The organism is Flexivirga sp. B27 (assembly GCF_052905685.1).
In genome coordinates, this window is sequence record NZ_JBPYUM010000003.1 from 444,453 (window position 1) to 457,938 (window position 13,486).

15 protein-coding genes are annotated in these 13,486 nt (G+C 68.7%); 6 read left to right on the top strand and 9 right to left on the bottom strand.

Translation table 11 applies throughout. The features are described 5' to 3' along the window. Positions 1–11 precede the first annotated feature (11 nt). Complete coding sequence (locus ACSZL9_RS14480) at positions 12–755, top strand: SDR family NAD(P)-dependent oxidoreductase (protein ID WP_446666209.1); 744 nt, start codon at positions 12–14, stop codon at positions 753–755. Between the two features lie 67 nt (positions 756–822). After that, a complete protein-coding gene (locus ACSZL9_RS14485; RefSeq protein ID WP_446666210.1) occupies positions 823–1,605 on the top strand; it encodes an inositol monophosphatase family protein in 783 nt (260 codons plus the stop codon). 3 nt (positions 1,606–1,608) lie between these two features. On the opposite strand, the gene ACSZL9_RS14490 is transcribed toward ACSZL9_RS14485, so the two are convergent. The 4 genes from ACSZL9_RS14490 to ACSZL9_RS14505 form a co-directional block, all read right to left on the bottom strand. Next, on the bottom strand, positions 1,609–2,064 hold the full coding sequence (locus tag ACSZL9_RS14490) for a cytidine deaminase (protein ID WP_446666211.1): 456 nt from the start codon (positions 2,062–2,064) through the stop codon (positions 1,609–1,611). A gap of 29 nt (positions 2,065–2,093) precedes the next feature. Beyond that, entirely contained in the window at positions 2,094–3,344 is a 1,251-nt protein-coding gene (locus ACSZL9_RS14495) for an MFS transporter (RefSeq protein ID WP_446666212.1), read from the bottom strand. After that, complete coding sequence (locus tag ACSZL9_RS14500; protein WP_446666213.1) at positions 3,341–3,838, bottom strand: MarR family winged helix-turn-helix transcriptional regulator; 498 nt, start codon at positions 3,836–3,838, stop codon at positions 3,341–3,343. Before ACSZL9_RS14500 ends, ACSZL9_RS14495 begins: the two co-directional genes overlap by 4 nt. A gap of 111 nt (positions 3,839–3,949) precedes the next feature. Then, positions 3,950–4,945 (bottom strand): o-succinylbenzoate synthase, encoded by a 996-nt coding sequence (locus ACSZL9_RS14505; protein ID WP_446666214.1) that lies wholly within the window; start codon positions 4,943–4,945, stop codon positions 3,950–3,952. 31 nt (positions 4,946–4,976) lie between these two features. Here ACSZL9_RS14505 and ACSZL9_RS14510 point away from each other — a divergent pair, with 31 nt between their 5' ends. Beyond that, a complete protein-coding gene (locus ACSZL9_RS14510; RefSeq protein WP_446666215.1) occupies positions 4,977–5,915 on the top strand; it encodes a 1,4-dihydroxy-2-naphthoyl-CoA synthase in 939 nt (312 codons plus the stop codon). Positions 5,916–5,957: 42 nt separating this feature from the next. On the opposite strand, the gene ACSZL9_RS14515 is transcribed toward ACSZL9_RS14510, so the two are convergent. The 4 genes from ACSZL9_RS14515 to ACSZL9_RS14530 all read right to left on the bottom strand — a co-directional run bounded on the left by ACSZL9_RS14515 (position 5,958) and on the right by ACSZL9_RS14530 (position 9,777). After that, positions 5,958–6,434 (bottom strand): hypothetical protein, encoded by a 477-nt coding sequence (locus ACSZL9_RS14515; protein WP_446666216.1) that lies wholly within the window; start codon positions 6,432–6,434, stop codon positions 5,958–5,960. 174 nt (positions 6,435–6,608) lie between these two features. Continuing rightward, positions 6,609–7,484: a hypothetical protein gene (locus ACSZL9_RS14520; RefSeq protein WP_446666217.1), complete on the bottom strand. Its 876-nt coding sequence runs from the start codon at positions 7,482–7,484 to the stop codon at positions 6,609–6,611. Then, positions 7,481–8,482: an SPFH domain-containing protein gene (locus ACSZL9_RS14525; protein WP_446666218.1), complete on the bottom strand. Its 1,002-nt coding sequence runs from the start codon at positions 8,480–8,482 to the stop codon at positions 7,481–7,483. The genes ACSZL9_RS14520 and ACSZL9_RS14525 overlap by 4 nt, the downstream gene beginning before the upstream one ends. 101 nt (positions 8,483–8,583) lie before the next feature. Then, entirely contained in the window at positions 8,584–9,777 is a 1,194-nt protein-coding gene (locus tag ACSZL9_RS14530) for an MFS transporter (protein WP_446666219.1), read from the bottom strand. On the opposite strand from ACSZL9_RS14530, the gene ACSZL9_RS14535 reads away from it, so the two are divergent. Beyond that, positions 9,776–10,114, top strand: a complete 339-nt coding sequence (locus ACSZL9_RS14535; RefSeq protein WP_446666220.1) for a cysteine hydrolase family protein — start codon at positions 9,776–9,778, stop codon at positions 10,112–10,114. The two genes, ACSZL9_RS14530 and ACSZL9_RS14535, sit on opposite strands and share 2 nt — an antisense overlap. 116 nt (positions 10,115–10,230) lie before the next feature. Beyond that, positions 10,231–10,830 carry a hypothetical protein gene (locus tag ACSZL9_RS14540; protein ID WP_446666221.1) on the top strand — a complete coding sequence of 200 codons (600 nt, stop codon included), beginning with the start codon at positions 10,231–10,233 and terminating at the stop codon, positions 10,828–10,830. A 93-nt stretch (positions 10,831–10,923) separates the two neighbouring features. Here ACSZL9_RS14540 and ACSZL9_RS14545 read toward each other — a convergent pair whose 3' ends face one another. Continuing rightward, positions 10,924–11,457 (bottom strand): MarR family winged helix-turn-helix transcriptional regulator, encoded by a 534-nt coding sequence (locus ACSZL9_RS14545; RefSeq protein WP_446666222.1) that lies wholly within the window; start codon positions 11,455–11,457, stop codon positions 10,924–10,926. Positions 11,458–11,541: 84 nt separating this feature from the next. On the opposite strand from ACSZL9_RS14545, the gene ACSZL9_RS14550 reads away from it, so the two are divergent. Beyond that, complete coding sequence (locus ACSZL9_RS14550; RefSeq protein ID WP_446666223.1) at positions 11,542–13,446, top strand: ABC transporter ATP-binding protein; 1,905 nt, start codon at positions 11,542–11,544, stop codon at positions 13,444–13,446. The last annotated feature ends 40 nt before the right edge of the window (positions 13,447–13,486 follow it).

Genomic DNA, 13,486 nt, shown 5'->3' on the forward strand with positions numbered 1-13,486 from the left:
GGAGATGCCTGATGACCCGTCCGATCGCAGTGGTGACCGGAGCAAGCAGCGGCATCGGCCGCGCCACCGCGCGCAAGCTCGCGTCGGAGGGGTTCGAGGTGGTGTGCGCGGCACGCCGCGCCGACCGCATCGAGGCGCTCGCGACGGAGATCGACGGCCGAGCGGTGACCTGCGACGTGACCAAGGCCGACGACGTGGCGGCGCTCGCCGCGGCGGCCGGGGGAGAGGTCGCTGTCCTGGTGGCCAACGCGGGTGGTGCGATCGGCACCGAGACGGTTGCGGACGCGAACCTCGACGAGTGGCGCACGATGTACGACACGAACGTGCTCGGCGTCGCCGCGTGCATCCAGGCACTGCTGCCGGCGCTGATCGCGGGACGCGGAGCGATCATCACCGTCGGCTCGGTCGCGGGGATGGTCGCCTACGAGGGCGGCGCCGGTTACTGCGGCGTCAAGGCGGCCGCGCACATGCTGATGATGTCGCTGCGGCTGGAGCTGGTGGAGCAGCCGGTCCGGGTCTGCGAGATCGACCCGGGGCTGGTCGCGTCCGACGAGTTCTCGCTGGTGCGCTTCCGAGGCGACGCCGACAAGGCTGCGAAAGTGTATGCCGGAGTGCGCAATCCGCTGACCCAGGAGGACGTGGCGGACTGCATCGCCTTCGCCGCCACCTGCCCGGAGCACGTGAACATCGACCAGCTCGTCGTGCGCCCGCGTGCCCAGGCCGCCGCGCACAAGCTCATCCGGGAGGACGCCTGATCCGCCGATCGGTCTGAATGCTGGCCCTCGCGAGCCGTCCGACACCAGACCCGGCATAGTGGGCCGTGTGGAGACCGACGATGTCCTGACCCTGCTACAAGACGTCGCCGCGGCGGTGGTCCAGCCACGATTCCGGGCCCTCGCCGACGGCGAGGTGATGGAGAAGAACCCCGGTGACCTGGTCACGGTGGCGGACCGCGAGTCCGAGGTGGAGATCACTCGCGCGCTGCGCGCGGCATACCCCGATGCCCTGATGGTCGGCGAGGAGGCGGTCTCAGCGGACCGCGCCGCGTTGGACGCGGCCGCGAGCGCCGATCACTGGTTCGCGATCGATCCGGTCGACGGCACCCGCAACTTCGTGCACGGCTCCGAGGACTACGCGGTGATGGTCGCCGAGATGCGCGCCCACGAGGTCGTGCGCAGCTGGATCTGGCAGCCGGAGCACAAGCGGGCGTATGTCGCCGAGCGCGGTGCCGGTGCCTGGTGCGGCGACCGACGGTTGGAGGCGACACCGCGCAGCGAGAGTGAGCCGCGCGGTCGCACCTCCAAGCGGGCCCGCGTCGGCACCACCGTCGGGACGCTCCCACCGCTCGAACTCACCTGGCTCAGCTGTGGCATCGACTATCCGAAACTGGCCGAAAGCGACTGCGACTACTTGCTTTACAACAGTGCGTTGCCGTGGGACCACGCGGCCGGCACGTTGCTGGTCTCCGAGGCGAGCGGCACCACGCGGTATGACGACGGCACGCCATACGACCCGACCAGCACCCGAGGGCCGCTGCTCGTCGCCGGCAGCGACGGCGTCTGCGGCACCGTGCTCGCGGCGCTCGACGAGGCGTCAGCCGAGTAGCGTTCAGCGGCTCCAGCCGGGGTCGACCTCGTCCGGGAATGCGGTCATCCAGTAGTCCGGCAGCACATCGGCCAGCTGTTTCCAGACGATCACCGTCGGGTCGGCCGGGTCGGCGACCGCCACCTGCACGTGAGGGCCGTGAACGGCGAGACGCTCGCGGCATACGCCGCAGGGGCTGAGCACGATCGTGCGGCCCCCGGGCTGCCGGTGCAGACAGATCGAGGCGACGACCGGCTGGCCGAGGCGGAACGCGCCGGCGTAAGGCTCGATCTCGTGGCAGACCTCGACCGACGGGTTGAATGCGTCGGGCGCCGTGCCGGTGAGGATCGTGCCGTCCGCGAGCAGCATTGCTGCGGCGCCGTGGTCCTCGTCGTCGGGGAACCGCGTGTCGATCAGGGTCTTGCAGGCGGCGGCTGTTGCGTCGAGTTGGGCGGAGGGCACGAGTTGTTCGGAGTCCACGCGCGTCACTGTATGGCGAAGGCGGCTCGTCATACCGCTGATTTATGGGCGCTGCCCGGCTCCGAGTCCTCCGTCGCGAGCGTGTAGGTGCCCATCTCCCGCCCGGTGGAGAGGATGCCGAGGACGGCCAGGATGGAAGTCATGCCGCCGAGGGACATCGCCGGCCCGGCTCCGATGACGTTGCCGACCGCGCCGGCGCGGAAGTTGCCGAGGTTGGGGCCGCCGATGCCGACGACCTGCTCCAGCGCGCTGAGCCGGCCGCGGAAGCGGTCCGGCGTCGCCGACTGCACCAGCGTGGTACGACTGGTGACCGCCCAGGTGTCCGCGGCGCCGGAGAGCGCGAGCATCCCGAGGGTGAGCAGCAGCAGCTGGGATGCCCCCGCCGCGACCAACGTGGCGCCCCACGAGACCGAGCAGACGACCATGACCAGGCCGGGGCGGTGCCGGTGCGTGATGACCCCGCTGAGCAGGGACGCGCCCACGCCGCCGACCGCGACCGCCGTGGTGAACCACGCAAGGGTCTGCGCGGTGCCGTCGAAGTTGTCGGAGTTGAGTGCGGGGAAGAGGGCGAAAGGCATCGCCAGCAGCGTCGCGAAGAGATCGCACAGCAGCGCCCCGCGAACGACGGGCTCCTTTGCTGCAAAACGGAATCCGGCGATCGCTGCGCCGATCCCGCGGTCGGTGGACGCGTCCTCGGGAGGGCGGTGCAGGCCGCGCAGGCCGGCGAGTGCGACCAGGAACGTGGCCGCGTCGATGACGAAGCACATCGGCAGGCTCAACCACGTCGCGACCAGCGCGGCCAGGACGGGGCCGATGAGCATCGAGACCTGGAAGGCCAGCGACGTCAGTGCGTATGCCGCTGCCAGCTCGTGCTTGCGCACCACCGACGGGGTGAGAGCTCGGCGGGCCGGGCCGGTCAGCGCGCCGAGCCCGGCGGCGACCGCGGTGAGCAGGATGAGCACGGTCACCCATTCCTGCAGGACCGCCCAGGCCATCAGCAGGCTGGTGACCAACTGGCCGATCGTCGCGCGGCGGGCGAGTGCGGCCCGGTCGACGCCGTCGATGAACATCGAGCCGACCAGGGCGATGACGATCAACGGCACGCCGGACGCGAGACCCAGCAGACCGACCATCAGTGACGATCCGGTGAGATGCCAGACGGCATACATGGCGGCGAAGGAGTTGAACTGCCCGCCCACGGCCGAGACCGCGCCACCCAGCCACAGGTTGCGGAACGCCGGGCTGGTGCGCAGCGGGGTGATGTCGGCGAGGACCTTCATTGGGGATCGCCCGCTCGCAGATGCTCCTCGACGGCGGCTTCGAGGCGCTCGCGGAAGGACTTCTTCGCGAGGGCGGCGTTGAGCTCCTCGACCGCACGCATGATCGGGTGCCCGATCTCCTCGTCGAGGGCGCGGACGACCTCCTCGGTCGAGCGCCATTCCGCGCGCACCAGCGGGATGAGCTCCGCACCCTGAGGTGTCAGCGAGATGACTCGGGTGCGCGCATCGGCGCCGGGATCGGAGCGGACCAGTCCGTCGCGGATGAGGCCGGCAACGGTCTGGCTCATGGCGGAGTGGGACACCTCGCGGGCGATCGCGAGCTCCTTGACCGTCATCGGACCCTGCTGGGACAGCGCGATCAGCGGGCCGACGGTGCGGCTGCCCACCGACAGCCCGCGGGAGGTGTAGACCGCCTCGATGTCCTGATCCATCGCGTGCAGCATCTTGAAGAGCGGGCGGTAGTAGGCGCTGTTGAGCAGGTCCGGTGTGGGCATCCGATAAACGTAACAGCCCTTATGCAATTACGACAGTGCTTTTATATTCGCGAGTGACGGCTTCCTCGCCGAGTGACGGCGGTATCGCGCCGTCACTCGACGAGCAAGCCGTCACTCGCGGGGGAGGAGCTTGTGGCAGGCGGTCACTCGGTCGCGCCACCACTGCTCGCGATCCGGGCCGGCGCGGTGTTGGTCGAGCAGTGCCGGGTCCGGATCGGGACGGCGTATGGCGAGCGAACCTCCCTGCGGCACAAGGGGATCCGCCGCTACGTCGCCAGCCATCAGCTCCAGGGTGCCGAGCCCGCAGGCGTGCGGCAACTTGGGCAGGGCAGCGGCGAGGGCAACGCCCGCGGCAATGCCGACGGATGAGTCGATGGCGCTGGAAACGACTGTGGGCAGGCCGGATTCGGTCGCGATGTGCAGCGCGGCGGAGACGCCGCCGAGTGGCGCGACCTTGACCACGGCGACATCCGCGGCACCGAGGCGTGCCACCCGCAGCGGATCCTCCGCCTTGCGGATCGACTCGTCGGCGGCGATCCGGACGTCAATGCCGTTGCGGGCCAGGCATTTCCGCAGCTCGACGAGTTCCTCAACTGTTGCGCAGGGTTGCTCGACATACTCCAGGCCGTATGGCGCGAGCGCCGCGATCGCCGACATCGCGTCGTCCACCGACCAGCCACCGTTGGCGTCGATTCTGACGAACGCGTCGGTGCCCATGACGTCCCGGACCGCCGCGACCCGGTCGACGTCGTCGGTCAGCGTCTGGCCTCGCTCGGCGACCTTCACCTTGGCTGTGCGGCAGCTGTCATACCGGGCGAGCACCGAGGCGACTTCGGACGCGCCGACCGCGGGCACAGTGGCGTTGAGCGGCACGGTCGAGCGCACCGGCGCCGGCCACGAACCCCATGCTGCATCGATCGCAGCGCCGAGCCAGCGGGACGCCTCGGGGGCGGCATACTCCAGGAAGGGCGAGAACTCGCCCCAGCCGGAAGGCCCTGAGAACAATGCGATCTCGCGATGCATCACGCCGCGGAAGCGCACCTGCATCGGGATGCTGACGACATGCATCGAATCGAGGAGGTCGGCAAGGGACAGTGTGGCGCTCACGGCATACGACGGTAGTCATACCCTTGGCCGGGTGAGTGAGCAGCGCCAGATCAGCGAGATCTTCGACGACAGTGCTTGGGAGGCCGTGCCCGGGTTCGACTTCACCGACATCACCTACCACCGGTGCGTGCGCCCCGGCCCGGAGCAGGGCACGGTGCGGATCGCGTTCGACCGCCCGGAGGTGCGCAATGCGTTCCGCCCGCACACGGTCGACGAGCTCTACCGCGCGCTCGACCACGCGCGGATGACGCCGGACGTCGGCGTCGTGCTGCTCACCGGCAACGGCCCGAGCGCGAAGGACGGCGGCTGGGCGTTCTGCTCCGGCGGTGACCAGCGGATCCGCGGCAGGTCCGGCTATCAGTACGCCGAGGGCGAGACCGCCGACACGGTCGATGCTGCCCGGGTCAAGGCGCAGGGTGGCCGGCTGCACATCCTGGAGGTGCAACGACTGATCCGCACCATGCCGAAAGTCGTTGTGGCAGTAGTGAATGGCTGGGCTGCTGGCGGCGGGCACTCATTGCATGTCGTGTGCGACCTGACCATCGCGAGCCGCGAGCACGCCCGTTTCAAGCAAACGGACGCCGACGTCGGGTCGTTCGACGCGGGCTACGGCTCGGCATACCTCGCCAAGCAGGTGGGGCAGAAGTTTGCGCGCGAGATCTTCTTCCTCGGTCGGTCGTATGGCGCGGAGACCATGCAGCGGATGGGCGCCGTCAACATCGTGGCCGACCACGCGGAGCTGGAGGACGAGGCGCTGCAGGTCGCGGCCGAGATCAACGGCAAGAGCCCGACCGCGCAGCGGATGCTGAAATTCGCGTTCAACCTGACCGACGACGGGCTGATGGGGCAACAGGTCTTCGCCGGCGAGGCGACCCGGCTGGCCTACATGACCGACGAAGCGGTCGAGGGGCGCGACTCGTTCCTGGAGAAGCGCGACCCCGACTGGTCGCCGTTCCCCTGGTACTTCTGATTCGAACGGGTGTGGACGACGGCCGGGCAGCCGCAAGTCGGACTATTCGGTCGGTAACGGCGTGATGTTCCCGGCGAGGGAGATCCGCAGTTCGTCTGCGAGCTCCTGGATGTAGGCGTGCCCGGCCTCGTTGAGGATGCGTGATCCGTCGTTGTTGTCGATCACACGGGGGCTGTTGGGTCGGGAGTTCCAGCCGTTCACCGCCCGGCCGTCCGGGTATCCGGCGGACTTGGCAAATCGAGTGACCTCGGATGTCGTTGCGCCGCGTTGCTTCTCGGCGTTGAGCCGTGCCACGGACCCGAGGTAGATGAGGGATGTCATCTTCTGCTCGATATCTGTCCCGCTCGGGTCGAACGAATAGGGCGGTGTATCGACGAGCGGGTCGTAGTCAATCGGGGCGCCGGTCGGCGAAATCGTCGTGGACGGGTTGTTCTGTTTCGAAGGCTCGCCGAGCGCCGCAAGGAACGCGCTTGCCGCTGCCGCCAATGCGGCCGTGAGGACTTCGACATCGGTCTTCATCTGCATCTCCTGAGTAGTTCTGAGGAGGTACAAGTTACTCTGAACTGCAGAGGACCTGCAACTTGCTGGTGATTTGAGTCGATTGAGCGGCATACCCACGTATTGACCGGCATAGCGATCCGGGCCTGATCCGTATGCCGGTCGATCATCGGGTATGCCGGTCAATCAGGGGCGTCAGCTGACCAGGCGCAGGGCGCGGTCCGCCATACCGATGCGAACCGTCTGACCCCAGCTGAGGGTCAGCGCGTCCGCTTCGATGCCGTCGCCGAAGGCGACGAGCTGGTCCGATGCGACGGTCAGCGCGAGCTGGTTGCCGTCCAGCTGGCCCTCGGTCAGGCCGACCCCGGTCGCCGGCGACGGCCACGCCTCGCGCACGAACCACACCAGTCTCGGCTCGTATGGCGCAGGCAGCGCCAACGCCGTATGACGCTCCAAGGCGATCGACCGGCACCAGCCGGTGGCACCCGTGCCGGTCGACACGATGACGCCGGACGACGCCTGCGACTCGGGCCGCGCGCCAGGCGCGACCAGGTCGTAGCGGGCGGTCTGGTGGCTGGGGTGGCCGACGAAGATCTCGTTCAGCGCGAGCAGCTGTTGACCGTCGTCGAGCGCTGCGCGGACCATCGTCCGCTCGGTGATGCTGCCGCGGGCGTGCAGCAGCTCGCCTAGGTCTCGCGCGGCATGCGTGACCAGCACTCCGGCGTTGCGTCCCGGCTCGGGGTCGATGCCGATAACCGGTTGTCCCTCAAGGTATTTCGCGACATTCGCGACCAGCCCGTCCTGTCCGACGACCACGACCACGTCGTCCGGCGCGAAGAGGAATCGCGACACATCCGCACGCTCGACCGTGCCGCGACGCCAGTCCACCGGGACCTGTGCCGCGGCCGCCTCCAGCGCAGCCTGGGTCAGCCGATGCCGATCCTCCAGCTCGGCGATGTCGCGGCCGCGGCTGCGCAGGAAGAACGCCGCCTGCCCGCGCGTGCCGTGGGTGGCGAGCAGTTCGTCATACTCCGTGCGACGGTGGACGAAAACCACACGGGGAGCGCTCATTTCGCGCCTCCGCCCAGTTGCGCCAGCGCCTTGGTGAGCAGGTCGGGGCTCAGCACCAACGTGTCGATCTGCGGCAGGTTGGCAGCGAGCTCCTTGACCGACATCGCGAGCAGCACGGCCTCCGGCGCGTCCCGGTATGCCGCGACACGCGCGGCCTCCGCCTCGCCAGCCGCGGCGCCGGTCAGCCGCGCATCCTCGGCACGGGCCTCGGCGAGTTTCACGGTCCGGCTCGCCTCTGCCTCGGCGGCGATGTCGCCGGCGGCGGCCGCCTCCTGCGCCTCGCGGCGGGCGTTCGCGCCACGCTGGCCGACGAGTTCCTCCTCGCGGCGGGCCAGCTCGATCTTGGTCTGCAGTTCGTTCTCGCCGATCGCGCGCTCACGCTCGACGGCGACCGCGCGGCGCTCGAAGGTCGCCTTGTCCGCGTCCTGCTGCACCTGCTCACGCGTCGGGGTCCGCAGCGCCTTCTCCACCTCCGGCTCCGGGCGTATGGCGACAACGCGCACTCCCACGACTGCGATGCCCGTCTCAACCAGCCGCTCGTCGCCGCGCAGCCCGTCGGCGATGACCGTGCGGACCGGACCGACACCGCCCGTCATCACCGCGGTGAGGTCGGCGGTGGCGAGCAGGTCGATCGCGTACTGCTGGGCCGACTCGGTGAGCAGTCCGGCCACCTGGTCGAGCGGGGTGCTGCGCCATACGCCCGACTCGGGGTCGATCGAGAAGTCGATGTGACCGGCCGCAGTCGAGGGGTCGGTCACCCGGTAGGTCACGGTGGCCTGGACCGTGACGTCCTGGAAGTCACGGGTGCGGGCGTGGAAGAGCAGCGGCAGCTCGCGGTCGTCGACCGGCACTTCGTTGAGGACCGCGCTGAGCGGGCGGAACCAGAACGACGCGCCTGCGCCCGAGCGGATGGTCTTCCCGTTGCGGATCTGCTCGACGTGGGTGGTGCCCGACCCGCGCAGGTGCCGGACGAAGGGGTAACGGGCGATGTGTGCCATGTCGATCTCCTTGTTTGAAGTCACTATGACAATAAAACGCCTGAGAGTTATTTGTCAAAATGACTTAAACAACACTGGACGCGACCGGCACCCGCCGGCGTTCAGCCCGAAATTCCGTGCTGCGCCTGCGGATTCGCCATACCGGCAGCGCCGGCTCGACCGATCTTGGCGAGTGTGCGGTCGCTCACGGTGATCAGCAGGAACACCGCCGATACGCCGATGACGACCCAGCCGAGGACGTGCAACCCGCTGGTGGTGGCGCGGGCGCCATACACATTGCCGTAGACGACGCTGGAGATGATGGCGCCGAGATACATGAACGTCCGCAGCAGCCCGGACGACGACGCGATGCGCTCCGGATCGGCCTGAAAATAGAGGGTGTTCTGGATGGCGAGGTTGTTCAGCCCCTGCGGGATCCCGAGCACGATCATGCCGATCACGAGGAACCAGATCGGCGCACTGCCGGTCATCAGCAGCACGAGCACGCCGGCCACCACCTGCGCGACCGAGCCGATCGCGAGCTTCCACTGCACCTCCGGGCGTCGCCCGAAGGCGATCGCGACCACGATGCCGGACAGGAAGACCGGCAGCAGCACCAGCCCGGCCGCCGTGGCGCCGAGGCCGCGACCGTCCTCCAGCCATTGGGTGAAGCCGTAGACGAACGTGTAGGAGATGATCGCGGTCAGCGTCGCGCGCAGGTAGGTCAGCAGCAACGGACCGTTGCCGATCAGCACCCGTATGTCGATGAACGGCTCGGCCTCGCGCAACTCCCACCAGATCAGCACGCCGCCCGCGACCACTGCTGCGGCGAGCAGCCAGAGCAGCCTAATCGCTATGTCCTGCAGGAAGATCAGCAGCCCGAGCATGGCTCCGGCGAAGAGTGCGACACCGATCCAGTCGATGTGTGGCCGCTCGTCGGGCGCGGGCTCCAGCCCCGTCGTGCGGGGGAGGAAGAGCCAGCCGAGGATGAGGCTCGCCAGACCGAGCGGCAGGTTGACCGCGAACGTCGCCCGCCAGCCCCATGCGCCGACGAGCAGCCCGCCCAGGGTCGGGCCGATGACCGCGACCGTCTGGGTGGTGACCGCCAGCGCCGTCAGCACGCCCGCCGGCGATTGAAGCCCGGTCCGCTCGCCCTCCGCCCGGATCATGTGCATCGCCGCGGGGTATCCGGCGCACGTGCCGAGGCCGAGCACGACGCGCGCGGCGACCAGCCACCACAGGCCGCTGTGCGAGTTGGGCGCGAGGAGGCCGATCAGCCTCGCCTTCGGTGCGATCGCGAGTCGCGGCGACGTCATGCACCACGACCAGTCGCCGACCCAGATCATCGACCGCTTCGAGGTGCGCGACCACGAGCACGTCGTCCTCAAGAAGCGCATCTCGGCCTTCGCGGGCAGCGACCTCGACCTGCTGCTGCGCGGGTTGGGCATCGACTCGCTCGTGCTCGGCGGCATCTCGACCAGTGGGGTCGTGCTGTCGACGGTCCGCCAGGCGGCCGACCTCGACTTCCGGCTGACCGTGCTCGCCGATGCCTGTGGTGACCCCGACCCGGAGGTGCACCGCGTGCTCACCGAGAAGGTCTTTCCGCGTCAGGCCACTGTCACCACTGCGGCTGAGTGGGCCGCCTCGCTCTGATTCGCCAGTGCGTCGGGTCGTCGGGTGCCCACTACCGGAACGGCACGCGCCTCTCGATACGTCCACGCTCCTGAAAGAAGCGCGCCAACGGCTTCGCAACAGGCAGGGGAAAACGGATGACTGGGCAGCCAGATGCCGATGATGGCGTGGCGAATGATGCGGAGTCCGCAAAACCGGCGACCGGGAAGGCAGAGTCGAACGGCGAGCAGCTGGCGCTCGGTTGTGGCGGGGTGCTGTGCCTGATGGTCGGCTTGGTGCTCGCGATGCTCGCGCCGGCGATCGGCGACCTGTCCGGCATGACGGACTCGCCTACGGACGCCAGTTTCAGTGCGAGGCAGCCGATTCCGCTCGCGGCACATCGCACCGTCAGGTTCGACTTGGACGCTCCCGCCGACGACGGGATGCAGCGGTGCACGGTGACGGGGCCGGACCACTTCTCTTTCAGTGATCCCTTTGTCCAGGCACACGGCAAATTCACCACGACGAGCGAGGGCAACTACTACATCTCCTGCGACGGCAGCACCGTCACCGTCCGGAACGATGCCGGTGGGCACCCTGCGGTCGATATCCAGGAAGGGCACGGCAAGACCAACGAGAGGGTTCTCTTCGCCTTGGCCGGGTTCTGCTTCGTGCTCGGCATACTCGCGTTCATCGGGTGCGGACGCAGCGGAACTCGGAAGACAGCCGTCGACGTCGACGGTAGTCGGGCCGGGTGATCGAGCGGACACAGAACATGTTGAGCGGACACAGAATTCGGCCACTTTGCGGCGAATTTTTGTGTCCGCTGAGTGCTGATGGTGTCCGCTCGGTCAGGGGTGGGGCGGCCGGTGCGAACCGGCGTGCGGCGCGAGAGCCTGCTGCAGCAACTCGGTCAGCGTCTCGCGCTGCTCCTCGGTCAGGTGCCCGAAGAACTCGTCGCCCTTCTTGGCACGCACCTGCCCGATCCTCCGGCGCAGCGCCTTGCCGTCGTCGGTCAGCGCGATCGTCACCGCGCGCCGGTCGGTCGGGTCGGGGGAGCGTCGCACCAGGCCACGCTTCTCCAGCGCGTCCACCACTTCGGTCGCAGAACGCGGCGCGATGTCCAGTCGGCCGGCGATGTCGCCCAGCCGCGGCGGGCGCTCGGCATGTCGGCTGCGCCGGTCGATCACCCCGAGTGCCCGGGACTGACTGGGTGTGAGCCCGAACGGCTCCAACTCGCTGCGGCTCGCGCGCCGTAGCGCCCGCGCTGCGTGCAGCACCAGCTGGGAAAGTGACGGCTGTGTCGGGTCCGAGGTCTCGATACGCGGCTTCCCCCGCTCCGCTCCTCCATCCGCTACTCGACCAGCTTGGCGTGAACTCTGCATACGGGAATTGTATGGCGATCATCGCGGTTACAGCAATGTGAGGTAACCTCACCATTGACTTCGACCGAAAGGCAGGTGCTGCCTATGACAGTCACCACCACGCTGCCCGGCGCTCCGGGCGTTCGTCCTCCCTCAAACCGACCCGGCCGCGGCGCACCCGACGAGCCGGGCCACGGCGGCCACGGTGGCCGCGGGCCGCGCCGCAAGAGCGCCGCCGACGTCGCACAACTCGAGCAACACCCGGTGCCGCTGCGGCGCCTGGCCGGACTCTTCCGGCCACACCGACGACCACTCACGATCGTCGTCGCGATCATCGTCATCAGCTCGCTCATCGGGCTGGTCACACCGTTCCTGACCAAGCACCTCATCGACGACGCGATCCCGCACCAGGACGTGCGACTCCTGCTGATGCTCGTCGGTGGCATGCTCGCCATCACCGTGGTGACGCAGGCGCTGGGCGTCATACAGACCTGGCTGTCCACGCGCATCGGCCAGCAGGTCATGCACGGTCTGCGCACCGAGCTCTTCACCCACCTGCAACGCCAGCCGCTCGGCTTCTTCACCCGCACCCGCGGCGGTGAGGTGCAGTCCCGGCTGACCAACGACGTCAACTCCATGCAGGGCGTCGTCACCAACTCCGCGACCTCGATCGCCACCAACATCACCACCGCCGTCGGCACCGCCGCCGCGATGGTCGTCCTCTCATGGCGGCTGTCGCTGCTCAGTCTGCTCGTGCTGCCGCCCGCCATCTGGCTGACCCGTCGGGTCGCACGGCTGCGGCGCACCATCCAGTCCCGCGCCCAACGCGCGCTCGCCGACATGCAGACCCAGATCGAGGAGTCGCTGTCGATCAGCGGCGTCATCCTCGCCAAGACGGTCGGGTCAGGGCCCGAGCTGTCCCGGCGATTCCGCGAAACCTCTTCGGAACTCACCGAATTGGAGCTCCAGTCGCAGATGGCCGGACGCTGGCGGATGGGCACCATGGCGATCGTCTTCTCCGCCATACCCGCTCTTATCTATCTCGCCGCGGGCCTGCCGGCCACCAGCGGCGGTATGACGATCGGCACGCTCGTCGCGTTCACGGCCCTGCAGTCGGCACTGTTCCGACCGATGCTCGGCGTGCTCAACGTCGGCGCCGAGGTCGTGACGTCGATGGCACTCTTCAGCCGCGTCTTCGAATACCTCGACCTGCCGGTGACCATCGACGACCCGGAGCACCCCACGCCCGTGGACCCGGCGACCGCCGTCGGCGATGTCAGCCTCACCGACGTCACCTTCCGGTATGACGGCGCCGATCGCGACGCCCTCGACCACATCGACCTGGAGCTGCCGGCGGGCAAACAGGTCGCGCTCGTCGGAGCCACCGGATCGGGCAAATCCACTCTCGCCGGGCTGGTTTCGCGGTTGCACGACCCGACTGCCGGTTCGGTGCGCATCGACGGCGTCGACCTGCGCGACATGACGTTGCAGAACGTCGCCAACCTGGTCGGCGTCGTCTCCCAGCAGAGCTACCTGCTGCACACGACCATCCGCGAGAACCTCCGCTACGCACGACCGGACGCGACCGACGAGCAGATCGAGGCCGCCGCCCGCGCCGCCCAGGTGCACGACCTGATCGAGGCGCTCCCGGACGGCTACGACACGCTCGTCGGCGCCCGCGGACACCGCTTCTCCGGCGGCGAGCAACAGCGAATCGCGTTGGCGCGCACCATTCTTCGCGACCCCGCTGTCCTGGTGCTCGACGAGGCGACCAGCGCGCTGGACAACACCACCGAGCGTGCCGTGCAGCAGGCACTCGACGAGGTCAGCCGTGGCCGGACCACGCTGACCATCGCGCACCGGTTGTCGACGGTCCAGGACGCCGACCTGATCGTCGTGCTTGACGGCGGGCACATCGTCGAGCGCGGCACCCACGAGGAGTTGCTCTCCCGCGGCGGCCGCTACGCAGATCTGTGGAACGCCCAGTCGGCCCGGTCCGTCGGTGCATGATGTGAGCACGCAGGTGGACGCGTCGCTGAGTCGCGTGGTC